The following is a 25,571-nucleotide window of genomic DNA, read 5'->3' on the forward strand; positions in this document are numbered from 1 at the left end:
GGGCCTTACACCACTTTGGGCAGGTCCGCGCAAGTCGGAGAGTTCCGTAGAATGAAGGCCTAGAGATGGAGCCACTTCAACAATCCGAGCCCGATCGCACCATTTATGATGAGAAAGATCGCGACGATCAGGTTCAGGAGGCGCGGCATGATCAGGATGAGCACACCCGCAAACAGCGACAGGATCGGCGAGATGTGGGCGACGGTGATGTGCATGAATTTACTTTCCGTGGGGTGGGGGCGAATCGCGGCGGGATCATAGCGGACTGGGTTCCGCGGGTAGAGACGCACTGGGCACGCGCGAGTTCCCGGCTTCGCGAAAACTGCCCGAAAATGCCGCGAATGCGGCGGGCATTTTCCGGAACATCGCGAAGACGCATGCATTGGCAACCGGTCGCGCCATTGGCGCTTCCCGAAAACCTTCTCGAAGGAGTTGCCCATGCGGAACAGGATTCTTGCTCTTGCAGCGCTCGCGGCCGCGATCGGCTCGCCCCTTGCGGCGCAGGCGCAAAGCAGCGTCACCGTGGGACGCGCGCCCGTCGTCGTCGACAGTGGCCCGACCATTGCGGTCGAGCAGCGGCCGGCTTTCCGCGACTATGTCGTTGAACAACGTGTGCCGGCTTTCCGCATCCCGGATCGCGTGGTGGTCGGTGCCACCTTACCTGAAAGCGGCGTCACCTATTATGACGTGCCGCAACGTTTCGGCGCCACCACCTATCGCTACACCGTCGTGAACGGCGAGACCGTGCTGGTCGAGCCGCGCTCGCGGCGCATCGTCGAGGTGATGGACTAGCGTTGTGAGGGATCAACTAGGTGTCCGGCGCGTCACATCAATCAGGCTGACGCGAGCAGTTTAGTCGGACATCAGGCCCCGCCCGGTCCTCCCCCCGCCGGGCGGGGCTTTTTTGTGCTTCGTGTGTGGGTGCTGCTCTCGTGTCCCGGGCAAGCGAAGCGCAGACCCGGGACCCAGAAGCCGCGAGCACGCAGCAGCATGGGCCCCGGCTCTGCAGCGCACCGCTAAGAAGCGCTGCGCTGCGTCCGGGGCACGAGATCAATCCTGGATCTTCGAGAAATCCGCCACCGCACGCGTGGCGCTGCGGATCTCGTTGAGCAGCTTCAGGCGGTTCTCGCGCACCTTCGCATCCTCGTCGTTGACGCGAACTTTCTCGAAGAACGCATCGACCGGCGGACGTAGCTTGGCCATCGCACTCATTGCGGCAGCGAAGTCTTCCTTCGCGACAGCAGCGCTTGCCTCCGCCTTTACTTCGCCGATCGCCTTGGCCAGCGCCTTCTCCTCGCCGAGGCCGTAGAGCGCAGCATCCGGCGCACCGTCGAAGCTGCGCTTGTCCTTCTTCTCCTCGATGCCGAGGATATTGCTGGCGCGCTTGATACCGGCGAGCAAATTCTTGCCGTCATCGGTCTCGAGAAATTTGCCGAGCGCCTCGACGCGGCGGACGATCATCAGCAAATCATCCTGGCCGCCAAGCGCGAACACGGCATCGACGAGATCGTGCCGCGCACCCTGTTCGCGGAGCTGCACTTTCAGCCGGTCTGCAAAGAAGGCGAGCAGGTCGCTCGGAAGCTTCTGCGCATCGGCAGGCTTCAAGGACAAGCCGGCGAGTGCGGACGCCGCCATCTTCATGATCGACAGACGCAGTGCGTTCTCAGCGATCAGCCTGATCACACCCAGCGCCGCGCGACGCAACGCATAGGGGTCCTTGCTTCCCGTCGGCTTCTCATCGATGGCCCAGAAGCCAACGAGCGTGTCGAGCTTGTCCGCGAGCGCCACTGCGACGCTGACCGGATCGGTTGGCACGCGATCAGCTGGCCCTTGGGGCTTGTAGTGCTCCTCGCAGGCCGCGGCGACGGAGGCATCCTCGCCCTGCGCGAGCGCGTAGTACTTGCCCATCAGGCCCTGCACCTCGGGGAATTCGCCGACGACTTCGGTCAGCAAATCCGCCTTCGCCAGATGCGCCGCGCGCGTCGCCTTGGCGACATCGGCGCCGACCAGCGGGGCGATCTCGGCGGCGAGGCATTCGATCCGCTTGATGCGCGCGGCCTGGGTGCCGAGCTTCTCGTGAAACACGATCTGCTCGAACTTCGGCAGCCGGTCTTCCAGCTTCGTCTTCAGATCCGTCTCATAAAAGAACTTCGCATCCGACAGGCGCGGACGGATCACGCGCTCGTTGCCGGCGACGATGGTCTTGCCGCCGTCGGGCGCCTCGATGTTCGCCGTGAGGACGAACTTGTTGGTCAGCTTGCCCGTCTTGGGATCTTTGACGACGAAGCACTTCTGGTTGTTGCGGATGGTGGCGCGGATCACCTCATCGGGGATCGCGAGATATTCCGCTTCGAAGGATCCCATCATGACGACGGGCCATTCGACGAGGCCCGAAACCTCATCGAGCAGCACCTGGTCCTCGACCAGTTCGAACCCTTGCGCGAAGGTCAGCTCCTTGGCGTCGGCAAAGATAATGTCCTTGCGCGCCTGCGGATCGAGGATGACTTTTACCGCCTTCAGCTTCGCTTCGTAGTCTTCGAAGCGGCGCACGGAAATCGCGCTAGGTGCCATGAAGCGATGGCCGTAGGTGGTCTGGCCGGCCTCGATGCCGTCCACCGAGAATTTGACGACATCGGGCTCTTCGGTTTCGAGCCCGAACGTCGCAATGATCGCGTGCAGCGGGCGCACCCAGCTCAGCGATCCTGGTTTGCCGGAGCGCGCGCCCCAGCGCATCGATTTCGGCCAGGGGAAGGTGCGGATGATGACGGGAAGGATTTCCGCGAGCACGTCGATGGCGTCGCGGCCGGGCTTCTCGATCAGCGCGATGTAGAAGTCGCCCTTCGGGTCGCGCTGGATCTTGGCCTCATCCAGCGACGTCAAACCCGTCGCTTTCAGAAAACCCTGCACGGCGGCATCGGCCGCGCCGATCTTCGGTCCACGGCGTTCGGTCTTCAGGTCAGGCTGGCGCGCAGGGATGCCGTGCACGGTCAGCGCGAGGCGGCGCGGCGTCGCGAACGCCTTGGCGCCTTCGTAGACGAGACCTTCGGCGACGAGCTTGTCGGTGACCATGCGGCGCAAATCCTCCGCCGCCTTGGCCTGCATGCGCGCGGGGATTTCTTCGGAAAACAGTTCAAGCAAAAGATCGGGCATCAGGCAGCTCCGCCCGCTTCAGTATGGATCCAGGCCTCGCCGCAAGCTTTTGCCAATTCGCGCACGCGAAGAATGTAGCTCTGCCGCTCGGTCACCGAGATCACGCCGCGCGCGTCGAGCAGGTTGAACACATGGCTCGCCTTGATGCACTGGTCATAGGCCGGCAGCGACATCAGATGGGCCTCGCGCTTGCCGTCCTTCCAGCCAGCTTCTAGGTACTTTCTGCACGCGCTTTCAGCCATCTTGAATTGCTCGAACAGCATCGCGGTGTCCGCGATCTCAAAATTGTGTTTCGAATATTCCCGCTCGGCCTGCAGGAAGACATCGCCATAGGTGACCTTGGCGTCACCGTCGCGGCCGTTGAAGTTGAGGTCGTAGACGCGATCGACGCCCTGCACGTACATCGCGAGCCGCTCGAGCCCATAGGTGAGTTCGCCCGCGACCGGCGCGCATTCGACACCCGCGACCTGCTGGAAATAGGTGAACTGGCTGACTTCCATGCCGTCGCACCAGCACTCCCAGCCGAGGCCCCAGGCGCCCAGCGTCGGGCTCTCCCAATCGTCCTCGACGAAGCGAATGTCGTGCATGGCGGAATCGATGCCGATCGCGGCGAGCGACTTCAGGTACAGCTCCTGAAGGTTCGGCGGCGACGGCTTCATGATCACCTGGAACTGGTAGTAGTGCTGCAGCCGGTTCGGATTCTCGCCGTAGCGGCCGTCCTTGGGCCGCCGCGAGGGCTGCACATAGGCCGCATTCCAGGGCTTTGGCCCGAGTGCGCGTAACGTCGTCGCCGGATGGAAGGTACCCGCGCCCATCTCCATGTCATAGGGCTGCAGGATCACGCAGCCCTGCTCGGCCCAGAACCGCTGGAGCGCGAGGATAAAACCCTGGAACGAGCGTTCCGGGCGCATATGGGCGGGCAAGGAGGCGTCCATCGTCAGATCGGGCTCTCGCGGGGGGTTGAATCGCGCGGGACCGTATCGACGGCAGGGGTGGGAATCAAGGCAAAGGGGGTGGATTCGGGCCCAGTTGTCCGTCATGCCCGGGCTTGTCCCGCCTGCGCGGCCGAAGCCGCTTCGGCGAGGCGAAGGCCCGGGCATCCACGTTCTTCGTGCGTCAGGCAAGACGCGGATGGCCGGGACAAGCCCGGCCATGACGACTGCACCAACTAACCCGGCCGATAGGCTCCAGTCACGGGATCCTGTTTCAGGGTCTGGACGGCTCCCATATGGGCGGCCTCGGCGACGCGCGAGAGGCGCATCTCCTCCAGCTCCTGGTTGATCCTGACAGCGGTCTTGTAGGCCCAGCGGACCACGGCAAGCCCGCCCAGGACGCCCGCGAATGCGACGAACGGCGGCATCGGTCGTTCCTTGTTCAGTGCTCAGCCCCCACGCACATTCTTGCGCAGACCGGGCCGCGCCGCAATTGGCTCGGCTTCAAGTCTCCTTGGGGCCAAATGGCGCGGCAGGGCTCCATCTAGAACCCGAATTTCGCCCAGATCGCCCGCGTCTCGACTGCCGAGATCAGGTCGTCCGGCAGGCCGGCCATTGATTCCATGGCCGAAAGCTGCCCCGCGCCGGGCGATTTCCGGCCCAAAAGGCCGGAGAGCAGACCGGTCGGCTGGGCAATCACGGGGGTGAGAACCTTCTCGCCAAAGCGGGCACGAAGAGTTGAGCGGAGATCGCCAATGCTGTCGGCGAGCCCCAGCGCGATCGAACTCTCGCCGGCCCAGTATTCGCCCGTGAACAGGGTGTCGTCGGAGCCCTTCAACCGCGCGCCGCGGCTCTCCTTCACCAGGGCGATGAAGATCTGGTGGATCTCGCGCTGGAGCGCCTTCAGCTTGGCGACGTCGTCGGGGTTTTCGGGGAGAAACGGGTCGAGCATCGCCTTGTGCGCGCCGGCGGTGTAGAGGCGCCGCTCGATGCCGAGTCGCTTGATCGCTTCCTGGAAACCAAAGCTGCCGCCAACCACGCCGATCGAGCCGAGGATCGAGGACGGATCGCAGATGATCTCGTCGCCGGCGCAGGCGATCATGTAGCCGCCGGAAGCCGCGACGTCCTCGACGAACACCAGCACCGGCAGCTTCTTCTCCGCCGCGAGCTGCTTGATGCGCAGGTAGATTTGGCGCGACTGCACCGGCGAGCCGCCGGGCGAATTGATCACCAGCGCCACCGCTTTGGCGTTGCGGGTCGAAAACGCCCGCTCCAGCACCCGCGAAACGGTCGCGAGCGTCATGCCTGGACGCAGCGGCGTCACTGCGCCGATCACACCGGACAACCGCACCACCGGCACCACGGCCGTGCCGGGACGGAAGCGCGCCGGCAGATATTGCATGAGCTTGTCGGCCAGGCCGGAACTCTCACGATCGTTCAATTGTTCGGCCATGCCGTTACCTCTGATTAACTATTTCTTATCACGCGACTGTCATTGGAAGGGCCCGGAACGTGTTTTGCAGAAACCCCGTTGAGAGGCTGCAATGGGCCAGCGGAGAACACCATGAAAATCTATCTGCTGATGCTGCTGATCGGTGCGCTGTTCATGGCGATCCGCTTGACGACTCCCCAAGAGCAGCAGTCGGAATCGCTTCCGCAATAGCTCAGCACGGTTCCACCAGGGGTAGAACCGCTCTTCCCTCCAGAATATCCATCACCTCTTTTTTCGGCACACGTGACTCCTCGTTGAGCATGAGGCCCGGCAGCAATCGTGCCGGGGCCCTCCCGCCCTTGATCGCGCGCACCAGCACGCGGATCGCGGGCCGTCCTGCTTCACCGTGAACCGGCAGAATCGCGAGACTGCCGAAGCCGCGAGACAGCGCCGCCAAAACCTCCGCGATCCCATCTGCGCGCCAAATCAATGTCAGCGCGCCATTCGGTCGGAGGATGCGCCGCGCCGCATGCACCCAGGCATTCAGCGTCTCATCCGTCGCCACATGCGCGATCTGGCGCGCCTGATCGGGCGAGCCGCGATGGCGAGCGGGATCGTTGAAGGGCGGGTTCATCAGCACCACGTCGACGCTGTCCGGCGCGAGCCCGCTGGCTACGAAGGCCTGCGCGTCCGCGGTGACGTCGAGCACGATCGTCTCGGCGGCAATCGCATTCGCTGCCGCATTGGCGCGCGCAAGCTCCGCCAGCTCGGGATCGATCTCGACCAGGCCGAGCCTGATCCCCGGAACGCGCCGCGCCAACGCAAGGCCCGCCGTGCCGATGCCGGCGCCGAGATCGACGACGCGGTCGCCCGCCCTCGCCTCCGTCGCCGCCGCGAGCAGAATGGCGTCGTGCCCGGCGCGATGGCCGGACCGCTTCTGCTTCAGCCGCAATTGCCCGCCGAGAAAGGCGTCCTCGGTGAGGTCTGCCAGCGCTTCACTCATCGCCGCGCAGTTCGTGGCTGAGGCCGGCCTCGGTCAGGAGCTGCCGGGCCTCGAGGGCGTCGTCCTCATGGACCAGGATCCGCCGCGGCAAAATGCCGAGCGAGCCCTCGATGATGCTCATGTTCTGGTCCAGCACCAGATGATGGATGTTGGCGCCGTCGAGCAGCGCGCCGATCGCCGACACCAGCACCATATCGTTGGTCCGAACCAGTTCTCGCAAAACACAGGCCTCCTGCCTGACGGGGATTAAGCGCCAAATGTCAATGGTTCCACGGCCCTTGCCGCATCCCCGTCCAGTTTCTATTGTCTTTCCATCAGAATAGCCCTTCCGGGGCAAATATTGGAGACCGGCGTGGCCGTCATCGTACCTTTCGAAACTCCCGGCGCGTCGATCGAAGAGCTGGTTGCCCTTGTCGCCGGTGACATGGAGCGCGTCAACGCCACGATCCTGTCGCGGACCGGTTCGGACGTGACCATGATCCCGGAGGTCGCCAACCATTTGATCTCCTCCGGGGGCAAGCGCCTGCGGCCGATGCTGACGCTGGCCATGGCCAACCTCGCCGGCTACACCGGCGACGGCCATATCAAGCTCGCCGCCAGCGTCGAGTTCATGCATACCGCCACCCTGCTCCATGACGACGTCGTCGACGAGAGCGAGATGCGCCGCGGCAAGCTGTCGGCACGCATGCTCTGGGGCAATGAGGCGAGCGTGCTGGTCGGCGACTTCCTGCTCGGCCAGGCCTTCCGCATGATGGTCGAGGTCGGCTCGCTCCGTGCGCTCGACATTCTCTCCGCGGCCGCCGCGACTATCGCCGAGGGCGAGGTGATGCAGCTTGCCGCCGCCAAGAACACCGCGACCACCGAGGACGAATATCTCGCCGTGATCCGCGGCAAGACCGCCGAGCTGTTCGCGGCCGCCTGCGAGGTCGGCCCCGTGATCGCCAACCGTCCGAAGGCGGAGCAGACCGCCTGCCGCTCGGTCGGCATGAATCTCGGCATCGCTTTCCAGCTCGTCGACGACGTGCTCGACTATGGCGGCAAGAGCGCCAAGCTCGGCAAGAACACCGGCGACGATTTCCGCGAGGGCAAGATCACGCTGCCCGTCGTGCTCGCCTTCCGCCGCGGCAACGACACCGAGCGCGCCTTCTGGATCCGCGCGCTCGAGCGCGGCGAGATCGGCGACACCGACCTCGACCACGCCATCGGCTTGATGAACAAGCATCGTGCGCTCGAAGACACGCGCAGCCGCGCCCAGCACTACGGCGCCATGGCGGTGGACGCGCTGGCGCTGTTCCCGTCCTCGCCAATGAAGAGCGCGCTGGAGCAGGTCGTGGCGTTCTGCCTGGCACGGTCGCATTAGCTTCTCGCATCCTTAGCGCTTGCTAGTAACCACACCCTCAGTGTCGTCCCGGCGAAGGCCGGGACCCATTACCCCGGTCGGCGTTGTCTTAGCGGCTGTGGCCACCATCGTGCATCACAACAACAGTCGTGGGTATGGGTCCCGGCCTTCGCCGGGACGACATCGTTGAGGTACGAGCCACCACTGCATCAACAGCGTCATTGCGAGCGCAGCGAAGCAATCCAGAATCTTCCCGCAGAGGGACTCTAGATGGCTTGGCTGCGCTCGCAATGACGAGCTAGGTGTGCGAGGGCCGCCTTCCAACTTGCAGTCAAATCCTATGCGCCATCTTGCGGCACACACCCGTCGGAGTGTTCCAACGGTTCGTCTACTAACTTGCATTTTGCAAGTTACTCTCCTACCTTCCCCCCATGCAGCCCAAATCCCCTTCCATCCAGGAATGTCCGGTCGGCCGCGCCGTGGAGACGGTCGGCGAATGGTGGAGCATCTTGATCCTGCGGGATGCGTTCCAGGGCGCAACGAAGTTCGACGAATTTTCGCAAAGCCTCGGGATCGCGCCGAATATCCTGTCGCGGCGATTGGCCCATCTCACCGAAAGCGGCATGTTCGTCCGCCGCCGCTACAATGAACGGCCGCCGCGCTACGAATATGTGCTGACCGACAAGGCGCGGGACTTCTTCCCCGTGCTCGCAACCCTGCTCGCCTGGGGCAACAAGCATCTCGCCCCGAAGGGCGAAGCCATCCTGCTCGCGAACCGGCGCAATCGTCGCCCCTTTAATCCTGTCGTGGTCGATGCCGCCGACATGCAGCCGATCACGCTCACCAATGCGGTCATTATCGCGGGTCCCCGCGCCAGCCGTGTCATGCGCAAACGGTTGACCTCGCTCAAAGCCATGAACCCGGCCGTCGCGCCGGCTGGAGACTGACATGCGTCGTATCGTCGTGACGGGAATGGGCGCGGTGTCGCCGCTTGGCTGCGGTGTCGAACTCTCCTGGCGTCGGCTACTGGCCGGTCAAAGCGGGCTGCGCCCGCTGCCGGAATGGTCGCAGGCGCTGCCCGCACGCATCGCCGGCCTCGTGCCCGACAAGGCCGATGACGCGGACGGCGGCTTCGATCCCGCGCAGGCCGCCGCGCCGAAAGACCAGCGCAAAATGGACCGCTTCATCCTGTTCGCGCTGCTCGCCACCGCAGAAGCGGTTGCGCAGGCCGGCTGGACGCCGCAGGACGCGGCGGCGCAGGAACGAACCGCGACGATCATCGCCTCCGGCGTCGGCGGTTTTCCGGCCATGGCGGAGGCGGTGCGCATCACCGAACAGCGCGGCCCGCGCCGGCTGTCGCCGTTCACGATCCCCTCCTTCCTCGCCAATCTCGCCGCCGGCCACGTCTCGATCAAATACGGCTACAAGGGAGCGCTGGGCACACCGGTCACGGCCTGCGCCGCTGGCGTTCAGGCGATCGGCGATGCCGCGCGCATGATCCGCACGGGCGAGACTGATGTGGCGATCTGCGGCGGCGCGGAAGCCTGCATCGACATCGTCAGCCTCGGCGGCTTCGCCGCGGCCCGCGCTCTGTCGAGCGGGTTCAATGACGCGCGCGCCTCGCGCCCGTTCGATCGCGACCGCGACGGTTTTGTCATGGGCGAAGGCGCCGGCATCCTGGTGATCGAGGAGCTGGAGCATGCATTGGCACGTGGCGCGACGCCGATCGCGGAGATCGTCGGATACGGCACAACCGCAGACGCCTATCACATGACATCGGGTCCGCCTGACGGCGACGGCGCCCGGCGCGCCATGGAAATCGCGCTCCGGCAGGCCAAGCTTGCGCCCGCGGATTTGCAGCATCTGAACGCGCATGCGACATCGACGCCGGCCGGCGACGAGAGCGAGCTTGGCGCGATTGCCGCGCTGTTCGGCCGCAACCGCGGCATCGCCGTGAGCGCGACCAAATCGGCCACCGGCCATCTGCTCGGTGCTGCCGGTGGACTGGAAGCGGTCTTCACCGTGCTCGCCCTGCGCGACCAGATCGCGCCGCCGACGCTCAATCTCGAAAACCCTGATCCCGGCGCTGACGGCATCGACATCGTCGCCGGTGTGGCGCGCCCGATGCCGATGCAGCACGCGATCTCGAACGGGTTCGGCTTCGGCGGGGTGAATGCCAGCGTGATCTTCCGCCGGATGGGCTAAACGACGGGCCTTGCAAACGACGGGCCTTGCAATCGCGGCAAGCATCGCTACCAAAGCAGGATGATCAACACGAATTTCTGGCTGTTCCTGGCCGCCGCTTGTCTCATCGCCGCCGTTCCCGGCCCCGGCATTTTCTACGTCGCGGCACGGACCTTGTCGGAAGGGCGCACCAGCGGCTTTGCATCGACCGCGGGCACCGCGCTCGGCGGGCTGGTTCATGTGGTCGCGGGCAGCCTCGGCATCTCCGCGATCATCCTTGCCAGCGCCGAGCTGTTCGCCGCCGTGAAATTTGTCGGCGCACTCTATCTGGTCTGGCTCGGGATCAGGACATTTCGCAGCGCCGGTCGCCCGCTGTCATTCGACAGCGAACCCGTCGGCGACAAGCGCGCCTTCCGCGACGGCGTGCTGGTCGAGGCGCTGAACCCGAAGACCGCCGCATTCTTCCTCGCCTTCGTTCCGCAGTTCCTTGACCCGACGGGATCGAACCCGACGCTGCAATTCATCACGTTGGGTGCGATCTCGGTGACGCTGAACACGCTCGCCGATATCGTGGTGGTGCTGATGGCTTCCGCGACACGCACGCAGTTGATCGGAAGGCCGCATTTGATGCGACGTCTCACCCAGGGCTCCGGCGTCTTCATCGCAGGGCTCGGCCTGTCGCTCGCACTGGCCCGACGGCCCGTGAATGGATAGCGCCACCATGCTCGCTCCGCAAAGCCGCAGTTACGAGTCTCACGGCCTGCGGCTGCATTATGCCGACTGGGGCAACGACGGCGCGCCCGTCGCCATCCTGGTTCATGGCGGCCGCGATCACTGCCGGAGCTGGGACGTTATCGCCCGGTCGCTACAGCCGCACTTTCACGTGCTCGCACCCGACCTGCGCGGTCACGGCGATTCCGACTGGACCAAAGGCGGCAGCTACGCGCTGACGGAGTATGTGTACGACCTCGCCCAGCTCATCCGTGCCATCGCAGCGCCTCAAGTCACTCTCATCGGCCATTCCATGGGCGGCATGGTCAGCCTCATCTTTACAGGGGCATTCCCCGAACAGGTCTCGAAGCTGGTCGTGCTCGACGGCGTCACGATGTTGCCGGATACACCAAAACAGCCGGTGCATGAGCGCATCGGCAAATGGGTCGGTCAGCTCGACAAGCTGCACGACCGCGCACCGCGCCGCTATTCGACCCTCGAAGACGCGGCGGCGCAGATGGTCCTTCACAACAAGCGACTGTCCCGCGACCTCGCGCTGCATCTCGCCACCCACGGCGCGCGGCAGAACGAGGACGGCACCTATAGCTGGAAGTTCGATCCCTACCAGCGCGCCTCTGCGCCGCACCGGCTCTGGCCGGACGATCACATCGCGCTGTGGTCGCGCATCACCTGTCCGACCCTGCTCTTGAATGCCGGCGAAAGCTTTCTGGCTGGCGCGAGGGCCGCGGGCCTGGAGCGCTACTTTCCGCAGGCGCGCGTCGAGACCATCGCCGGGGCCGGACACTGGCTGCAACATGACAAGCCGCAGGAGGTGTTGAGTGAGATCCGGGAGTTTCTCGGGCTGGCTTAGCTCAACGTCCCCGAGTGCACCCACCAGCCGGAATGACCCCTCCGGATCTTCTCAGCGGCGGCATGCGCCTCAGCAGATGTGCCATAGATCGCAAAGCACGTCGCACCCGAGCCGGACATGCGGGCGAGCTTGACGCCGGCGGAGCCACGCAAGGCTTCCAGCACGTCCCCAATCACCGGCTCGATGCGCATCGCAGGCGCTTCGAGGTCGTTGGCGACGGCCTTGAGCGTGTCGACCCAATCGTCAATGGAGGCGCCCTCGCCCGGCCAGGCCGGGGCGTCGAAGACGGACGTGGCGCCGACCAGGAGCTCGCCGTTGCGCAGGCCCAGCGCCTGAAACACATCCTTGGTCGCGACCGGCACGCGCGGATTGACCATCACGCAGGGCATGCTCGGCAGCATCAAGGGCAGCAGCTGCTCGCCGACACCGGTCATGTCGCAGGCGCGCGAGAACAGACACACCGGCACGTCGGCACCGGTCGCAAGCGCAACCTTCTGCAGCCGCGGGTCGTCGAGTTCCAGATTGTTGAGACGCGCCAACAACCGCAGCGCCGCCGCGGCGTCGGCCGAGCCGCCGCCGATACCGGCCGCAACCGGGAGCACCTTGTCGAGCGCGAAGGCGCCCAGCTTCAGGTTCGGGACGGCTTCGGCCAGGAGCTTGGCCGCCTTGAACACGAGGTTGTCGGCCATATCGCCGCAAGCCGCCGCGAGCGGCCCCGTCGTGGTGAGCTTCAGCTCGCCGGCGGGCTCCAGCGTGAGCCGGTCGGCGCAGTCGGCAAAGGCGACGACGCTTTCGAGATCATGATAGCCATCGGTACGACGGCCTACCACACGAAGGCTCAGATTGACCTTCGCGCGCCCTTCTTCAATCAACGCCGGCATTGACGACACGCCCCCAACTTCAACTCACTCAGCCGCCCTTGCCGTCGTCCTTCTTCTTCTCCTTCTCCGCCTGCGCAGCCGAGGAGTTCGAATTGTCGTCGGTCATACCGTTTGCAATCTTGGCCTCGATCTTCGGAAGCTCATCCGCTTCGGGCTTGAGATCGCGGGCGTGGGCCCACTGGAACTTGGCTTCCAGCGTGCGGCCGACGCGCCAATAGGCATCGCCAAGGTGGTCGTTGATGGTGGGATCCTCGGGCTTGAGGTCAATGGCGCGCTCGAGGTTCTTCACCGCGTCTTCGTAATTGCCGATGCGGTAATAGGCCCAGCCGAGGGAATCGACGATGTAGCCGTCATCCGGGCGCTGCTCGACCGCCCGCTTGATCATCTTCATGCCTTCGTCGAGATTGATGCCCTGGTCGATCCAGGAATAGCCGAGATAGTTGAGGACGTGCGGTTGGTCGGGCTGCAGCTCGAGCGCCTTCTTCATGTCGGCTTCGGCCTTGCCCCACTGCTTGGAGCGCTCCTCGCAGATGCCACGATAATAGTACCAGACGCTGTTGGCCTTGTCGTTGCCGGCCGGCAGCACGTCGACGCCTTGCGAATAGGTTGCGCCGCATTCGCCAAACTTCTTGCGGCCGCGCTCGATGTTGCCGAGCGCCATGATCGCTTCGAGATCCTTCGAGTCCTCAGTGGTGACGCCCTTGAGGATCTTGATCGCCTCGTCGGTGCGGTCGGCGGAATCCAGATCGATGGCGAGCTGGATCTGGGCGTTGCGCTTGAGCGGCGAGGACGACGGCACCCGCTCATAGACCTTGATCGCCATCTGCGGCCGCTTCACCGATTCATAGAGATCGGCGAGCGAGAGCAGCGCCAGGGGATGGGTGGGTTGGAGGTAGAGCGAGAGCTGGAGATAGACCAGCGCCAGATCCTCGCCGCCGCGGCGGGTCAACGTGGCGCCGATGCCGTAGAGTGCTTCTGCGGCGCCGGCTTGCGCGCTATCGGCCAGCGGCGGCATCTTTTTGCCGGCCTTGGTGTCGCGCAACCCTTCCACGATCAGCGGATGGCGGGCGAGCTTCTTGTCGAAAGCCTGGTAGACCGTGGTCGCGGCGGCCGAGTCCTTGTTGCGCGACAGCCAGCGCGCATAGGCCTCGGTGACGCGCAGCATGGAATCGTCGAGCTTGTAGGCACGCTCGAACCGGGTGCCCGCGTCTTTCTCCTTGCCGGCGAGTTCGAGGATCATGCCGGCGTGGAGGTCTTTGAACAGCGGATACCATTCCGGACCGGCCAGCTTGTCGATGGTGGCGACGCCGCCCTTGGCATCGCCCGCACCATAGGCGGCCCAGCCCGACAGCAGCGTGGCGACGAGATCGGTGATCGGACCGCGGATCGACTGGTTGATGTTGGTCTGCGCGGCCGCATACTTCTTGAACTTGAGATCGTGCACGCCGACGACGAGGCGTGCAACGCGGTTGGTCTTGTCGATGGTCAGGATGCGCTCGGCGAGCTTGACGGCCTCATCGATGTCGCCGTCTGCAACCGAGGAGATGAAAGCGCGGTCAAGCAGCTCGTTGTTCTTGGGATCGGTGCGCAGGGCCGAGCGATAGAACGCGGCGGCAGAGGCCGCATCGCGCTCGACGCTGGCGTGGCGGGCGGCGAGATAGCTGCCGGAAGTGGTCAGCGCCTTCAGATCGTTTCGGGTCGGAAACTGCGCCGCCGTGTCGGACGGATGGTCCGGCGTCTGCGCCAGGACCGCGCCGGGGACCGTCGCGATCGCTGAGCCCATGAGGGCAATGGCGGCAACAGTCCAACGGTTGAAACGATTTGAAAGCATCAGGGCTCGCCTTGAGTTGGTAGTGCCTGGGTTTGCAGAAGGCCGTATCGCATGCGAACGCGGCCGGTGGCATGGGGACCCGGAACTGTCGGGCCGACAATGCCGCTTTTGGCGCTTCACCGCAAGGATTCGGGCCGGGCGATCGCCTCCGCACGCCCCAAATCGGCCAAGTCACCGGTCAAGAGCGCCCCAAGACGCCGCCAGTATGGCCTTATCGTGACCACGGACCGCGACCGCGGCCGGGTTCTCACGCGAACGTGCGTCATAGGGCCAATGTCACGCAATATTGGTCACATTGGGCTTGGGTCACATGGATCGTGGCTTGCTGACCCCGCCTACATCGCCTCGTAGTTTGGACCGCCGCCGCCCTCCGGGGGAACCCAGGTGATGTTGCCGTTGGGATCCTTCACGTCGCAGGTTTTGCAGTGGACGCAGTTCTGGGCGTTGATCTGGAAGCGCGGGCCCGAACCTTCCTCGATCCACTCATAGACGCCGGCCGGGCAATAACGATTCGAGGGACCGGCGAACACGTCGTGCTCGGAGGTTTTCTGGAGGTTCATGTCCGTGACCTTGAGATGGACCGGTTGATCCTCCTCATGATTGGTATTGGACAGGAACACCGACGAAAGCTTGTCGAAGGAGATCTTGCCGTCCGGCTTCGGGTAGGCCCTCGGCGCGTGGGTCTTGGCCGGATCGAGCGTCGCGCGATCGGGCTTCGCATGCGACTGGGTGCCAAACAGCGAGCCGCCGAACAGCGTGTTGCACCACATGTCGAAGCCGCCGAGCGCAACGCCGAGCACCGTGCCGAACTTCGACCACAGCGGCTTGACGTTGCGGACCAGGAACAAATCCTTGCCGACCGAGGAGGAGCGCCAGGCATTCTCGTAGTCGACGATCTCGTCGTTGGCGCGATCGGCGGCAATGGCTGACGCAACGTGCTCGGCGGCGAGCATGCCCGTGCCCATCGCGTTGTGCACGCCCTTGATGCGGGGAACGTTGACGAAGCCGGCCGCGCAGCCGATCAGCGCGCCGCCGGGGAAGCTGAGTTTCGGCACCGACTGATAGCCGCCCTCGGTGATGGCGCGTGCGCCATAAGCGAGCCGCTTGGCACCTTCGAAGGTGGAGCGGATCGACGGATGGGTCTTGAAACGCTGGAACTCGTCGAACGGCGACAGATACGGATCGTCGTAGTTGAGATGCACGACGAAGCCGACGGCAACGAGGTTGTCGTCGTAGTGATAGAGGAACGAGCCTCCGCCGGTCTTCAGATCGAGTGGCCAGCCGAACGAATGCTGGATCATGCCCTTCTGGTGCTTGGCGGGATCGATCTGCCAGACTTCCTTGAGCCCGATGCCGAACTTCGCAGGCTCGCTCTTGGTATCCAGCGCGAACTTCGCGATGAGCTGCTTGGTCAGGCTGCCGCGCGCGCCTTCCGCGAACAGCGTGTACTTGCCAAGCAATTCCATGCCACGGGTAAAGGAGTCCTTCGGCTTGCCGTCCCGGCCGATGCCCATGTCGCCGGTGGCGATGCCCTTCACCGCGCCCTGCTCGTCATAGAGCACTTCGGCGGCGGCAAAGCCCGGATAGATCTCGACGCCGAGCGCCTCTGCCTTGCGCGCGAGCCAGCGGCAGACATTGCCGAGCGAGCCGATATAGCAGTGATGGTTGTCCATCAGAGGCGGCATGATGAAGTTCGGCAGCCTGATCGCACCGCCGCCCGTCATCCAGTAGAAGCGATCGTCCTTGACCTGCGTCTTGAGCGGACAATCGGAATCCTCGCGCCAGTCCGGGATCAGCTTGTCGAGCCCGGCCGGGTCGATCACGGCGCCGGAGAGAATATGCGCACCGACCTCGGAGCCCTTTTCCACCACGACGACATTGAGATCGGCATTGATCTGCTTCAGCCGGATCGCCGCAGCCAGGCCCGAGGGGCCGGCGCCGACGATGACGACGTCGAATTCCATGGATTCGCGCGGGGGAAGTTCTTCGGTGCTCATCTGATCTCAGCCCTTGAGACGGTCCTTGGTCGATTGCGCCCTCTTGTTTCCGATTTTTCCGGGTAGGACAACCTCGGAATCGCGTTCCGCCGGGGTGCAAGGCGCTCCAAACTGATATAAAAGTCTGACTTTCCAAATGATCCCCGAACCCGCGCCCACCGTCCGAGAGCTTCTCGCCTTCTATCTGGAGGCGGGTGTCGATTGCGCGCTCGTGGAGGAACCGATTGACCGCCTGGCGGAAGTCGACGCCCCGCCTCCGGCCCCGCGCGCCGCACCTCCGCTCGAGGCGCCACGGCCGGTTGCGGCTCCCGCGGTCATCCGCGGCGAGGCGGCACCCGCGCCCGACATCGCGATCGCCTCGGCGCGCGAGGCCGCACGCACCGCGCCGACCTTGGAGGCGCTACGCGAGCTGATGCAGAGCTTTGACGGCTGCGCGCTGAAGCACACAGCGACACGGTTGGTTTTCGCCGACGGTAATCCGCAGGCGCGCATCATGTTCGTCGGCGAGGCACCGGGCCGCGACGAGGACATCGAGGGGCTGCCCTTCGTCGGACGTAGCGGCAAGCTGCTCGATTTGATGATAGGAGCCATAGGCCTCAACCGCAGCACCGCCTACATCGCCAACGTGATCCCCTGGCGGCCGCCCGGCAATCGCACGCCGACGCCGCAGGAAACGCAAATCTGCCTGCCGTTCATCCAGCGCCAGATCGAGCTGGTGAATCCGGATGTGCTTGTGACGCTCGGCAATCCCTCGACGCAGACGCTGCTGTCGACCCGCGAAGGCATCATGCGTACCCGCGGCCGCTGGTTCGACTACGAGACGGACGCGCGCACCATCCGCGCGCTGCCGACCTTCCACCCCGCCTATCTGTTGCGCTCGCCGTCGTACAAGCGGCTGGCCTGGCAGGATCTGCGCGCGATCGCGAAGGTGCTGGCGGGCGCGTAAGGAGCCGTATGACCTCTCCCCGTCATTGCGAGCGCAGCGAAGCAATCCAGAATCCTTCCGCGGAGGGACTCTGGATTGCTTCGTCGCAAGCGCTCCTCGCAATGACGACGGAAAGAGGGAGCGACTACGCCCCCTTCGGCCGCACGATGGCCCAGCCGATACGCAGGAGTTGCTGGCGTCCAGTCACCAGCCACTCGAAGGCGCGCGGGACTTCCGGGACGATGCCCGGAAAGCGCGCGAGGATGTCCGGCGGCGGGGTCCCGGCGGTATCGGAGGCCCGCCAGACCACGACGCCGCCGGTCTCGCTGAATTTGGCCTGATTGATCCAGGGCGTACGCGCGGGCTCGGCATCGATGAAGAGATGCGGCCGGCCGGAATGCAGCGTGATCAAGCTCGCAAGCTGGGTCTCGCCGGCGACCGCGCGCAGACGATGATTGGTGCGGCGGGCAAAGCTCTCGTCGAAGAAGTCCGAAATCGCCCGCGCCGGCATCGACGTCGCGATCTCGTTGGCACCGGTCCACGGCAGGAGCAGGACGGCGAGCACGACGCCGATTGCGGGCGCGATGACGGCGGCCGCCCAGACCATCCGGAGCATCCTCGCGCGGCGCATCGCGATGAGGTCGCCGGCCCCCACGACCACGGCAAGCCCCGACAAGACCAGCACGACGCCGGCGCCGCCGACGACGGCGTCGAGGCCCAGCAGACCGGAGATCAGCACCGCGCCAAGCGCCGGCGCGAGTGCGAAGAAATAGACGAAATTGCGCGCGAGCGGCTCGACCGGCGGGCGGAAGATGATCGGCGCCTCCTCGCTCTTGGGAACGAACAAGCCGGTGTTGAGCACCGTCAGCGCCGGGATCGCGGCCGCACCGAGCAGGAGCCCCCCGAGCAGCCAGGCCGCGTGCAGTGCGCGGGCATTGAGCTCGCTGACCGCAGGCAAGGTCGGCAGGACGAGCGCCTCGGCGCGCATCAGCCAGACGGCATAGGGCAGTGCCAGCACCGCGACGACCACCAGCGCAAACAGCGGGTCGAAGGCGCGCAATGTGCGGCGGCCGCCCGCGGTTGCGAGCGCGAAGACGACGATCAGTAGCAGCAGGAAGATCGCAGCCGGCGTCGTCAGCAGCAAGAGGCCCGCCTCGATCGACCAGGCGAACCAGGCGTTGCCGCGGCGCTGTCCGATGATCTGCCAGGAGTGCAGCAGCAGCAGCGCCCAGAGTGGCCGCGCCAGCACCAGGGGGCTGAAGTCGAGTGTGGGCGAGGAGAAGGCCAGCAGCGTCATGGTCAGCAGCACGGCCAGCACTGCCTGCTGGGGGCCGACCACCGCGCGGGAGAGATGATAGAGCGTGATGAGGGTCGCGATCCCGCAGAGCTCGGCCAGGACATAGACGCCGAACACGTGGCCGCCGGCGGCGCGATAGGCGATGTCGGCGAGCCAGACCGGCAAGGGCGGGCCCAAATCAGTGCCGACCTGGTATTCGCGGCCGAAGGCCAGCAGGGTCGCGAGGCTGCCGGGCGGGCTGCGATAAAACACCAGCGCCACGAACAGCCACATCGCGGCCTGGAGCAGCACGACGATCCAGACGATCAGCCGCGGCCGCGCGCGAATGAGCTCGATGACCAGGGAGGTAAACCGCATGCAACGTCCGAAAGATGCAGCCAACCCGTCAAGCCGGCCCTATTCGCTGACGACTGTTTTGATAAAGGGCGTGACGCGTCGTGGCAACCGAGTCTCGGCTAGAGATTGGCCGACGCGTCGACTTCCAAGCCCGTATCCACCTGCAGCTCGATCTCGGTCACCGCAAACAGATCCTGTGCCGGCTCGACCGTCCAGGGCATGTGCTTGGCGCGTGCGGCGGCGACGGGGGCGAAGAAGCTGCGGTGGTGGACGGTGGGGCCGAGGCGGTTGAGCGCATCGAGGTGCTCGGGCACGGCGTAGCCCTTGTGCTGCTCGAAACCGTAGCCGGGACAGTCCTGAGCCAGTGCGCACATCAGGCGGTCCCGCGTCACCTTGGCGATGATCGAGGCCGCTGCGATCGACAGGACGATGCCGTCGCCACCGATCACGGCCTCGCAATCGCATTCCGTATCCAGCCGGTCGCGGCCGTCGACGAAGACATGCCGGGGCTGCTCGGGCAGCGCCACCACGGCGCGCTTCAGTGCCCACAGCGAGGCGCGCAGGATGTTATCGCGGTCGATGCGGGCGCGCGAGGCGACTGCCACCGAGACCTGGGCGGTGGCGCAGATCTTGTCGAACAGCCTTTCGCGCTCCTCGGCCGTCAGGCGCTTGGAATCATCGATGCCGCGCGGGATGCGGTCGGGATCGAGAATCACCGCCGCCGCCACCACAGGTCCGGCCAACGGCCCGCGGCCGGCCTCATCGCAGCCTGCCACCGGCCAGACGCCACGCTTGATCAGCGCGCGCTCGCGGCGGAAGCTTGGAGCAACGATGATGGCGCTCTTTGTGCCCGCCAGCGCCTTGGCCATTTTCTTGGGCGCAGCCTTGTCGTTCTTAGGCGCGGCCTTCTTGTTCTCAGGCGCAGCCTTCTTGGGCGCGTCTTTGGCCAGCTTCTTGGCGGATTGATCCCGAATCATGGCCGGGATCGTGCGCAAGCGGAATGGCCTGCGCAACCGGGAACCTCGGACAATTCCCGTTATTCAAGTCAGCCGCCCTATTCCGCCAGATGCACCCGCCGGTCCTCGCCGACCTCGATGCCGGGCGCGACCACGACTTCCCATGGATGGCCGTCAGGATCGGCGAAATAGCCGGAATAGCCGCCGTAATCGGTCTCATGCGCGGCCTTCAGCAGCGCGGCTCCCTCGCCGACGGCGAAAGCCAGCACCGCGTCCACCTCCTCACGCGCGCGGCAGTTCCATGCGAGCGTCATGCCGCGGAACGTCGATGGCCTCGGGTGATCAGGCAATTTGGCGTCGACCGCGAGCTGATCCCACGGAAACAGCGCGAGCACCGGACCGCCAGTATCATAGAACGCAACGGCCTCACCGGTCACCTTCAGCCGGCGCGAGAAACCGAGCGCGTCGTAAAAGGCAATGCTGGCGCGGATGTCGTTCACGCCCAGCGTGATGACGGTGAGCCGCGGGATTGGAGCTGCCAGTTCCTGACTCATACGACGCCTCTTCCACTTCGTCCCTCAGAACAGGCTGAGCTGATCGCCGTTCCGCTTCGGCTTGGCAAAATGATCCGTCGTCAGCTTGGGGCGCCGCTTGTTCAGCCCGAGCCTGTCGCAGGCGATCTCGAAGCGGCGACCGATGGTCCAGGCCATCGGGCCGGTCCCCTTCATGCGCTCGCCCCATTTCGCGTCGTAGTCACGGCCGCCGCGCATGTCGCGGATCAGTGTGAAGACGTGGCGATAGCGGTCCGGATAGTTCGCCATCAGCCATTCGCGAAAGAGATCGCGCACCTCGAGCGGCAACCGCAGCAACACGTAGGAGGCTTCCTTGACGCCGGCATGGGCGGCAGCATCCAGGATGCGCTCGATCTCGGAATCGTTCAGCGCGGGGATCACGGGCGCGACCATGACGGTGGTCGGAATGCCGGCCTCGGAAAGCTGCTTCAGCGCCTCCAGCCGCTTCGGCGGCGTTGACGCCCGTGGCTCCATTGTGCGCGCCAATTTCGGATCGAGCGAGGTCACGGAGATCCCGACCTTGGCGAGGTTGCGCTTGGCCATGCGCGCGAGAATGTCGATGTCGCGGGTCACCAGCGCCGACTTGGTGACGATCCCGACGGGATGGCCGGCGCGCTCCAGCACCTCCAGAATGCCGCGCATGATTTTGCGCTCGCGCTCGATCGGCTGATAGGGATCAGTGTTGGTGCCGATCGCGATCATCCGCGGCTCGTAGCCGGGCGCCGCAAGCTCCTTCTCGAGCAGCGCCGGCGCCTCGGGCTTTACAAACAGCTTCGATTCGAAGTCGAGCCCCGGCGACAGGCCGAGATAGGCATGCGTCGGCCGCGCGAAGCAATAGACGCAGCCGTGCTCGCAGCCGCGGTAGGGATTGATCGAGCGGTCGAAGCCTATGTCGGGAGAATCGTTGCGGGTGATCACTTTGCGCGAAGTGTCGACCGCGACCGTGGTCTTGAACGGCGGCAGTTCTTCAAGGCTCTGCCAGCCATCGTCGAAGGCGACGCGCGCCTCGGCCTCGAAGCGGCCGCTGGCGTTGGACTGCGCGCCCCGGCCTCGCCTGCGCTGGCGGTCGATGGCGACCGCCAGCTCAGGGAAGTCAGAAGGCGCACCCGCCGGCTCGGAGGGCGCCGTGACCGGCGGGTGCTTGAGAGCATGAGAGGATGCTGGACTCATGAAGCCAAGATAGCACGCCGCAGGAACAAATCAAGAACACAAACAAAAAACGTGAAAACAACCCCATGCACAGTAGAGCTGCCCAAACTTCGCGCGCTTGCTTTTGACCTCACGCAACAGTGGCGTCACGGCGATCCCGTTTGATGCTGCCGAAGGATCGATCTCGCCGGAACTCGGTTGGTGACGATCCCGGGTGAAGGTCGGCAGCAATATGACAAATCAACAACAATCGGCCGCCGCGAGCGGCGACCTCGATCTCCTCGATCGCTATTGGCGCGCCGCGAACTATCTCTCCGTCGGGCAAATCTACCTGCTCGACAACCCGCTGCTGCGCGAGCCGTTACGGCCCGAGCACATCAAGCCGCGTTTGCTCGGCCATTGCGGCACGACGCCCGGTTTGAACTTCATTTATGCCCATCTCAACCGCGTCATCCGTGCGCTGGATCTGAGCATGATCTATGTCTGCGGTCCCGGCCACGGCGGCCCCGGCATGGTCGCCAACACTTATCTCGAAGGCAGCTACAGCGAGATCTATCCCGATATCGCGCGCGATACCGACGGACTGCGCAAGCTGTTCAGGCAGTTCTCCTTCCCCGGCGGCATCCCCAGTCACGCGGCGCCGGAAACGCCGGGCTCGATCCACGAAGGCGGCGAGCTCGGTTACGCGCTGGTGCATGCCTATGGTGCGGCATTCGACAATCCCGACCTGATCGTCGCCTGTGTCGTCGGCGACGGCGAGGCCGAGACCGGCCCGCTCGCGGCGTCCTGGCATTCCAACAAATTCCTCAATCCTGCGCATGACGGCGCGGTGCTGCCGATCCTGCATCTCAATGGGTACAAGATTGCCAATCCGACCGTGCTTGGGCGGATGCGCGACGACGAGATCCGCGATCTCTTCCGCGGGCTCGGGCACGAGCCGCTGTTCGTCCAGGGCGACGATCCCAGATTGATGCACCAGATCATGGCGGACGCGCTCGACGTCGCGCTCGCCAGTATCCGGTCGATCCAGCAGCACGCCCGCGACGGCCGCAAGAGCGTCGAACGCCCGCGTTGGCCGATGATCGTGCTGCGCAGCCCGAAGGGCTGGACCGGCCCCAAGGAAGTCGACGGCAAGAAGGTCGAAGGTTTTTGGCGTGCGCATCAGGTGCCCGTCGCGAACTGTCGCGAGAACCCGGCGCATCTGAATATTCTCGAAGAGTGGATGCGCAGCTACGAGCCGGAAAAGCTGTTCGACGCGAACGGCGCGCTCATTGCCGAGCTCCAGGCGCTCGCGCCCGAAGGCCATCGCCGCATGGGCGCCAATCCACACGCCAATGGCGGCCTTCTGAAGAAGGAGCTGAAGCTGCCGGACTTCCGCAGCTTCGCCGTCGAGGTCGCTCAGCCGGGCGGCGTCGCGGCGGAGGCAACCCGCGAGCTCGGAAAATTCCTGCGCGACGTCATCCGCCTCAACGCCGAGGCCCGCAATTTCCGCATCATGGGCCCGGACGAAACCGCGTCAAACCGGCTCGATGCGGTGTTCGAGGCCACCGAACGCGTCTGGATGGAGCCGACAAAACCTTACGACGTGCATCTCGCCCAGGACGGACGCGTGATGGAAGTCCTGAGCGAGCATCTCTGTCAGGGCTGGTTAGAGGGCTATCTGCTCACCGGACGGCACGGCTTCTTCTCCTGCTACGAGGCGTTCATCCACATCGTGGATTCCATGTTCAACCAGCACGCCAAATGGCTGAAGGTGACGCGGCATCTGCCGTGGCGGCGCCCGATCGCCTCGCTCAACTACCTGCTCACCTCGCATGTCTGGCGTCAGGACCACAACGGCTTCAGCCATCAGGATCCCGGTTTCGTCGATCTCGTCGCCAACAAGAAGGCCGACATCGTTCGCATCTACTTCCCGCCGGACGCCAACACGCTGCTGTGGATCGCCGATCATTGCCTGCGCACCTATGACCGCATCAACGTCATCGTCGCCGGCAAGCAGCCGGCGCCGCAATGGCTGTCGATGCAGGAGGCAGCCACGCATTGCGATGCCGGCATCGGCATCTGGAGCTGGGCCGGCACCGAAGATGCGAATGGCGAGCCCGATGTCGTGATGGCCTGCGCCGGCGACGTGCCGACACTGGAGACGCTCGCCGCCGTCGACCTGCTGCGCAAGGCGCTGCCCGAGCTGAAGATCCGCGTTGTCAACGTCGTGGACCTCATGACGCTGCAACCCAGGGAGCAGCACCCGCACGGCTTGTCCGACCGCGACTTCGACGGCCTGTTCACCCGCGACAAGCCGGTGATCTTCGCCTATCACGGCTATCCCTATCTGATCCACCGGCTGACCTATAACCGCACCAACCACGCCGGCATGCACGTGCGCGGCTTTGCCGAGGAAGGCACCACGACGACGCCGTTCGACATGGTCGTGCTCAACGAGCTCGACCGCTATCACCTCGCGATCGAGGCGATCGAGCGCGTGGCGGGGCTCGCGACCAAGGCGGCGCAGGTGAAGCAGCAATTCCGCGACAAGCTGATCGAGCATTCGCGCTATGTGCGCGAATACGGCGAGGACATGCCGGAAATCCAGGAATGGGTCTGGCAGAACAGCGCCGGCGGCAACACGCCGGCGGAGGCAGGCGATTGACGGCAGCCATGTTGAACACGGTTCTCGTTCTCAACTCGGGATCGTCGAGCATCAAATTCGGCCTGTTCGATATCTCGGCGGCCGAGCCCACCCTGCTCTGCAAGGGCCTGCTCGACGAGCACGAGACGAAGCCGCGGCTCGTCGTGAAGAGCCCCGCGGGCGAAGACCTGTTCGAGAAACGGCGGGAAGCATCGGATGCGGACAGCGATCATCTGTTCGCCGACGTGCTCGGCTTCATCGAGGATCGTTTCGGCGACCATCGCTTGGGCGCCGTCGGCCATCGCGTCGTCCATGGCGGTCCGGACTATTCCGCCCCAGTCGAGCTGACGGACGATGTCACCGCAAAACTTGAAGAGCTGACGCCGCTGGCGCCGCTGCACCAGCCGCGGTGTCTGGCGCCGGTCCGCACTATCAAGGCGATAAGGCCCGACCTGACGCAGATCGCCTGCTTCGACACCGCTTTCCACTACGGCATTGCGCCGCCCGCGAGCCGCTTCGCCATTCCGCGACGTTATGAAGAGCGCGGCGTCCGGCGCTACGGGTTTCATGGTCTCTCGTTCGAATATGTCGCGGGACGGCTCGCCCGAATCGCGCCGCAGCTCGTTGCGAAGCGCACCGTGATCGCGCATCTCGGCAACGGCGCGAGCCTGTGCGGCTTGCGCGACGGCCGCAGCATCGACACGACGATGGGACTGACGCCGCTCGATGGGCTGGTGATGGGCACGCGCTGCGGCAGGATCGACCCTGGCGTGCTGCTCTATCTGCAACAGCACGAGAAGATGTCGGTCGAAGACGTCCAGCACCTGCTCTATCACGAATCGGGCCTGCTCGGCGTCTCCCGCATCGCTTCGGACATGCGCACGCTGCTTGCGAGCAGCGAAGCTGCGGCACGGGAGGCGGTCGAGCTCTTCACCTTCCGCGCCGCGCAGGAGGTGGCGGCGATGGCGACGACGCTTGCCGGGCTGGACTGCCTGGTCTTCACCGGCGGCATCGGCGAGCATGCCGGGGAAATCCGCAGCGCGATCGGTGAGCGTCTCGACTGGCTCGGTGTGCGCATCGATCCCGCTGCGAATGATTCAGCGCGCGAGCGCATCAACCATGGCGATAGCGCAGTCGATGTTTTCGTCATTCCAACGAATGAGGAACTGATGATCGCACGACATTGTGCGGCGGTGCTGCGGGCCGTCAGCTCGTAATCAACGGCGTAGGATCGGCGTTGCTTCCCTTCTCCCCTTGCGGGAGAAGGTGGCGCGAAGCGCCGGATGAGGGGTTCTTTCGTCGCTCACGTATGCATGTGAGTATGCGGAGGAATACCCCCTCACGCCTGTGAGTTTGTGTCTCCTTGCGGTGCTGCCCTC

Annotated in this window: 23 protein-coding genes; 9 read left to right on the top strand and 14 right to left on the bottom strand. The window is 65.0% G+C overall.

From position 1 onward, the window contains the following. Positions 1 to 59 precede the first annotated feature (59 nt). Complete coding sequence (locus ABIC03_RS08850) at positions 60 to 215, bottom strand: DUF3096 domain-containing protein (protein ID WP_354057190.1); 156 nt, start codon at positions 213 to 215, stop codon at positions 60 to 62. A 223-nt stretch (positions 216 to 438) separates the two neighbouring features. Here ABIC03_RS08850 and ABIC03_RS08855 point away from each other — a divergent pair, with 223 nt between their 5' ends. Continuing rightward, a complete protein-coding gene (locus tag ABIC03_RS08855; RefSeq protein ID WP_007594952.1) occupies positions 439 to 792 on the top strand; it encodes a DUF1236 domain-containing protein in 354 nt (117 codons plus the stop codon). A 258-nt stretch (positions 793 to 1,050) separates the two neighbouring features. On the opposite strand, the gene glyS is transcribed toward ABIC03_RS08855, so the two are convergent. The 6 genes from glyS to ABIC03_RS08885 all read right to left on the bottom strand — a co-directional run bounded on the left by glyS (position 1,051) and on the right by ABIC03_RS08885 (position 6,737). Continuing rightward, positions 1,051 to 3,150 (bottom strand): glycine--tRNA ligase subunit beta, encoded by a 2,100-nt coding sequence (gene glyS, locus ABIC03_RS08860; protein ID WP_354057192.1) that lies wholly within the window; start codon positions 3,148 to 3,150, stop codon positions 1,051 to 1,053. After that, a complete protein-coding gene (locus tag ABIC03_RS08865) occupies positions 3,150 to 4,085 on the bottom strand; it encodes a glycine--tRNA ligase subunit alpha (RefSeq protein WP_354057194.1) in 936 nt (311 codons plus the stop codon). Before ABIC03_RS08865 ends, glyS begins: the two co-directional genes overlap by 1 nt. Positions 4,086 to 4,318: 233 nt before the next feature. After that, entirely contained in the window at positions 4,319 to 4,510 is a 192-nt protein-coding gene (locus ABIC03_RS08870; protein WP_085352613.1) for a hypothetical protein, read from the bottom strand. 116 nt (positions 4,511 to 4,626) lie between these two features. After that, positions 4,627 to 5,535, bottom strand: coding sequence for a S49 family peptidase (locus ABIC03_RS08875; protein ID WP_275171601.1), 909 nt, complete (start codon positions 5,533 to 5,535; stop codon positions 4,627 to 4,629). A gap of 211 nt (positions 5,536 to 5,746) precedes the next feature. Beyond that, positions 5,747 to 6,517: a tRNA1(Val) (adenine(37)-N6)-methyltransferase gene (locus ABIC03_RS08880; RefSeq protein ID WP_354057197.1), complete on the bottom strand. Its 771-nt coding sequence runs from the start codon at positions 6,515 to 6,517 to the stop codon at positions 5,747 to 5,749. Beyond that, positions 6,510 to 6,737: a putative signal transducing protein gene (locus ABIC03_RS08885; RefSeq protein ID WP_007594964.1), complete on the bottom strand. Its 228-nt coding sequence runs from the start codon at positions 6,735 to 6,737 to the stop codon at positions 6,510 to 6,512. Before ABIC03_RS08885 ends, ABIC03_RS08880 begins: the two co-directional genes overlap by 8 nt. A gap of 132 nt (positions 6,738 to 6,869) precedes the next feature. On the opposite strand from ABIC03_RS08885, the gene ABIC03_RS08890 reads away from it, so the two are divergent. From ABIC03_RS08890 to ABIC03_RS08910, 5 genes are all read left to right on the top strand, one after another. Further along, positions 6,870 to 7,877 carry a polyprenyl synthetase family protein gene (locus ABIC03_RS08890; protein WP_007594965.1) on the top strand — a complete coding sequence of 336 codons (1,008 nt, stop codon included), beginning with the start codon at positions 6,870 to 6,872 and terminating at the stop codon, positions 7,875 to 7,877. Between the two features lie 410 nt (positions 7,878 to 8,287). Beyond that, a complete protein-coding gene (locus tag ABIC03_RS08895; protein ID WP_354057200.1) occupies positions 8,288 to 8,803 on the top strand; it encodes a winged helix-turn-helix transcriptional regulator in 516 nt (171 codons plus the stop codon). A 1-nt stretch (position 8,804) separates the two neighbouring features. Continuing rightward, on the top strand, positions 8,805 to 10,061 hold the full coding sequence (fabF, locus tag ABIC03_RS08900) for a beta-ketoacyl-ACP synthase II (RefSeq protein WP_354057202.1): 1,257 nt from the start codon (positions 8,805 to 8,807) through the stop codon (positions 10,059 to 10,061). A gap of 60 nt (positions 10,062 to 10,121) precedes the next feature. Next, positions 10,122 to 10,754 (top strand): LysE family translocator, encoded by a 633-nt coding sequence (locus ABIC03_RS08905; RefSeq protein ID WP_354057204.1) that lies wholly within the window; start codon positions 10,122 to 10,124, stop codon positions 10,752 to 10,754. Between the two features lie 7 nt (positions 10,755 to 10,761). After that, on the top strand, positions 10,762 to 11,622 hold the full coding sequence (locus tag ABIC03_RS08910; protein ID WP_354057206.1) for an alpha/beta fold hydrolase: 861 nt from the start codon (positions 10,762 to 10,764) through the stop codon (positions 11,620 to 11,622). Here ABIC03_RS08910 and ABIC03_RS08915 read toward each other — a convergent pair. The 3 genes from ABIC03_RS08915 to ABIC03_RS08925 form a co-directional block, all read right to left on the bottom strand. Beyond that, entirely contained in the window at positions 11,619 to 12,503 is an 885-nt protein-coding gene (locus ABIC03_RS08915) for a 4-(cytidine 5'-diphospho)-2-C-methyl-D-erythritol kinase (RefSeq protein WP_275171591.1), read from the bottom strand. The genes ABIC03_RS08910 and ABIC03_RS08915 overlap by 4 nt on opposite strands. Positions 12,504 to 12,531: 28 nt before the next feature. Beyond that, positions 12,532 to 14,334 carry a tetratricopeptide repeat protein gene (locus ABIC03_RS08920; protein WP_354057208.1) on the bottom strand — a complete coding sequence of 601 codons (1,803 nt, stop codon included), beginning with the start codon at positions 14,332 to 14,334 and terminating at the stop codon, positions 12,532 to 12,534. A 335-nt stretch (positions 14,335 to 14,669) separates the two neighbouring features. Continuing rightward, positions 14,670 to 16,331 (bottom strand): electron transfer flavoprotein-ubiquinone oxidoreductase, encoded by a 1,662-nt coding sequence (locus ABIC03_RS08925; RefSeq protein ID WP_275171588.1) that lies wholly within the window; start codon positions 16,329 to 16,331, stop codon positions 14,670 to 14,672. Positions 16,332 to 16,467: 136 nt separating this feature from the next. Here ABIC03_RS08925 and ABIC03_RS08930 point away from each other — a divergent pair, with 136 nt between their 5' ends. Further along, positions 16,468 to 17,277 (top strand): uracil-DNA glycosylase, encoded by an 810-nt coding sequence (locus ABIC03_RS08930; protein WP_275171587.1) that lies wholly within the window; start codon positions 16,468 to 16,470, stop codon positions 17,275 to 17,277. A gap of 124 nt (positions 17,278 to 17,401) precedes the next feature. Here the strand turns inward: ABIC03_RS08930 and ABIC03_RS08935 are convergent, their stop codons facing one another. The 4 genes from ABIC03_RS08935 to ABIC03_RS08950 all read right to left on the bottom strand — a co-directional run bounded on the left by ABIC03_RS08935 (position 17,402) and on the right by ABIC03_RS08950 (position 21,587). After that, positions 17,402 to 18,910 carry a glycosyltransferase family 39 protein gene (locus tag ABIC03_RS08935; RefSeq protein WP_354057211.1) on the bottom strand — a complete coding sequence of 503 codons (1,509 nt, stop codon included), beginning with the start codon at positions 18,908 to 18,910 and terminating at the stop codon, positions 17,402 to 17,404. A 98-nt stretch (positions 18,911 to 19,008) separates the two neighbouring features. Then, positions 19,009 to 19,866: a ribonuclease HII gene (gene rnhB / locus ABIC03_RS08940; protein WP_354057213.1), complete on the bottom strand. Its 858-nt coding sequence runs from the start codon at positions 19,864 to 19,866 to the stop codon at positions 19,009 to 19,011. Positions 19,867 to 19,943: 77 nt separating this feature from the next. Beyond that, positions 19,944 to 20,399, bottom strand: coding sequence for a VOC family protein (locus tag ABIC03_RS08945; RefSeq protein WP_354057215.1), 456 nt, complete (start codon positions 20,397 to 20,399; stop codon positions 19,944 to 19,946). A gap of 24 nt (positions 20,400 to 20,423) precedes the next feature. Next, positions 20,424 to 21,587 carry a PA0069 family radical SAM protein gene (locus ABIC03_RS08950; protein WP_354057217.1) on the bottom strand — a complete coding sequence of 388 codons (1,164 nt, stop codon included), beginning with the start codon at positions 21,585 to 21,587 and terminating at the stop codon, positions 20,424 to 20,426. A 211-nt stretch (positions 21,588 to 21,798) separates the two neighbouring features. Between ABIC03_RS08950 and ABIC03_RS08955 the strand changes: the two genes are divergently transcribed. Beyond that, on the top strand, positions 21,799 to 24,213 hold the full coding sequence (locus tag ABIC03_RS08955; protein WP_354057219.1) for a phosphoketolase family protein: 2,415 nt from the start codon (positions 21,799 to 21,801) through the stop codon (positions 24,211 to 24,213). Between the two features lie 8 nt (positions 24,214 to 24,221). Next, positions 24,222 to 25,409 carry an acetate/propionate family kinase gene (locus tag ABIC03_RS08960; RefSeq protein ID WP_354057221.1) on the top strand — a complete coding sequence of 396 codons (1,188 nt, stop codon included), beginning with the start codon at positions 24,222 to 24,224 and terminating at the stop codon, positions 25,407 to 25,409. The last annotated feature ends 162 nt before the right edge of the window (positions 25,410 to 25,571 follow it).

This window comes from Bradyrhizobium sp. RT6a (assembly GCF_040547675.1).
Lineage (GTDB): Bacteria > Pseudomonadota > Alphaproteobacteria > Rhizobiales > Xanthobacteraceae > Bradyrhizobium.

Coding starts and splice junctions, on each gene's coding strand:
- ABIC03_RS08925 (WP_275171588.1), bottom strand. CDS start 16,331: ATGAGCACCGAAGAACTTCCCCCGCGCGAATCCATGGAATTCGACGTC.
- ABIC03_RS08905 (WP_354057204.1), top strand. CDS start 10,122: ATGATCAACACGAATTTCTGGCTGTTCCTGGCCGCCGCTTGTCTCATC.
- ABIC03_RS08950 (WP_354057217.1), bottom strand. CDS start 21,587: ATGAGTCCAGCATCCTCTCATGCTCTCAAGCACCCGCCGGTCACGGCG.
- fabF (WP_354057202.1), top strand. CDS start 8,805: ATGCGTCGTATCGTCGTGACGGGAATGGGCGCGGTGTCGCCGCTTGGC.
- ABIC03_RS08910 (WP_354057206.1), top strand. CDS start 10,762: ATGCTCGCTCCGCAAAGCCGCAGTTACGAGTCTCACGGCCTGCGGCTG.
- ABIC03_RS08870 (WP_085352613.1), bottom strand. CDS start 4,510: ATGCCGCCGTTCGTCGCATTCGCGGGCGTCCTGGGCGGGCTTGCCGTG.
- ABIC03_RS08880 (WP_354057197.1), bottom strand. CDS start 6,517: ATGAGTGAAGCGCTGGCAGACCTCACCGAGGACGCCTTTCTCGGCGGG.
- ABIC03_RS08955 (WP_354057219.1), top strand. CDS start 21,799: ATGACAAATCAACAACAATCGGCCGCCGCGAGCGGCGACCTCGATCTC.
- ABIC03_RS08865 (WP_354057194.1), bottom strand. CDS start 4,085: ATGGACGCCTCCTTGCCCGCCCATATGCGCCCGGAACGCTCGTTCCAG.
- rnhB (WP_354057213.1), bottom strand. CDS start 19,866: ATGATTCGGGATCAATCCGCCAAGAAGCTGGCCAAAGACGCGCCCAAG.
- ABIC03_RS08855 (WP_007594952.1), top strand. CDS start 439: ATGCGGAACAGGATTCTTGCTCTTGCAGCGCTCGCGGCCGCGATCGGC.
- ABIC03_RS08960 (WP_354057221.1), top strand. CDS start 24,222: ATGTTGAACACGGTTCTCGTTCTCAACTCGGGATCGTCGAGCATCAAA.
- ABIC03_RS08875 (WP_275171601.1), bottom strand. CDS start 5,535: ATGGCCGAACAATTGAACGATCGTGAGAGTTCCGGCCTGGCCGACAAG.
- ABIC03_RS08920 (WP_354057208.1), bottom strand. CDS start 14,334: ATGCTTTCAAATCGTTTCAACCGTTGGACTGTTGCCGCCATTGCCCTC.
- glyS (WP_354057192.1), bottom strand. CDS start 3,150: ATGCCCGATCTTTTGCTTGAACTGTTTTCCGAAGAAATCCCCGCGCGC.
- ABIC03_RS08915 (WP_275171591.1), bottom strand. CDS start 12,503: ATGCCGGCGTTGATTGAAGAAGGGCGCGCGAAGGTCAATCTGAGCCTT.
- ABIC03_RS08895 (WP_354057200.1), top strand. CDS start 8,288: ATGCAGCCCAAATCCCCTTCCATCCAGGAATGTCCGGTCGGCCGCGCC.
- ABIC03_RS08930 (WP_275171587.1), top strand. CDS start 16,468: ATGATCCCCGAACCCGCGCCCACCGTCCGAGAGCTTCTCGCCTTCTAT.
- ABIC03_RS08945 (WP_354057215.1), bottom strand. CDS start 20,399: ATGAGTCAGGAACTGGCAGCTCCAATCCCGCGGCTCACCGTCATCACG.
- ABIC03_RS08850 (WP_354057190.1), bottom strand. CDS start 215: ATGCACATCACCGTCGCCCACATCTCGCCGATCCTGTCGCTGTTTGCG.
- ABIC03_RS08935 (WP_354057211.1), bottom strand. CDS start 18,910: ATGCGGTTTACCTCCCTGGTCATCGAGCTCATTCGCGCGCGGCCGCGG.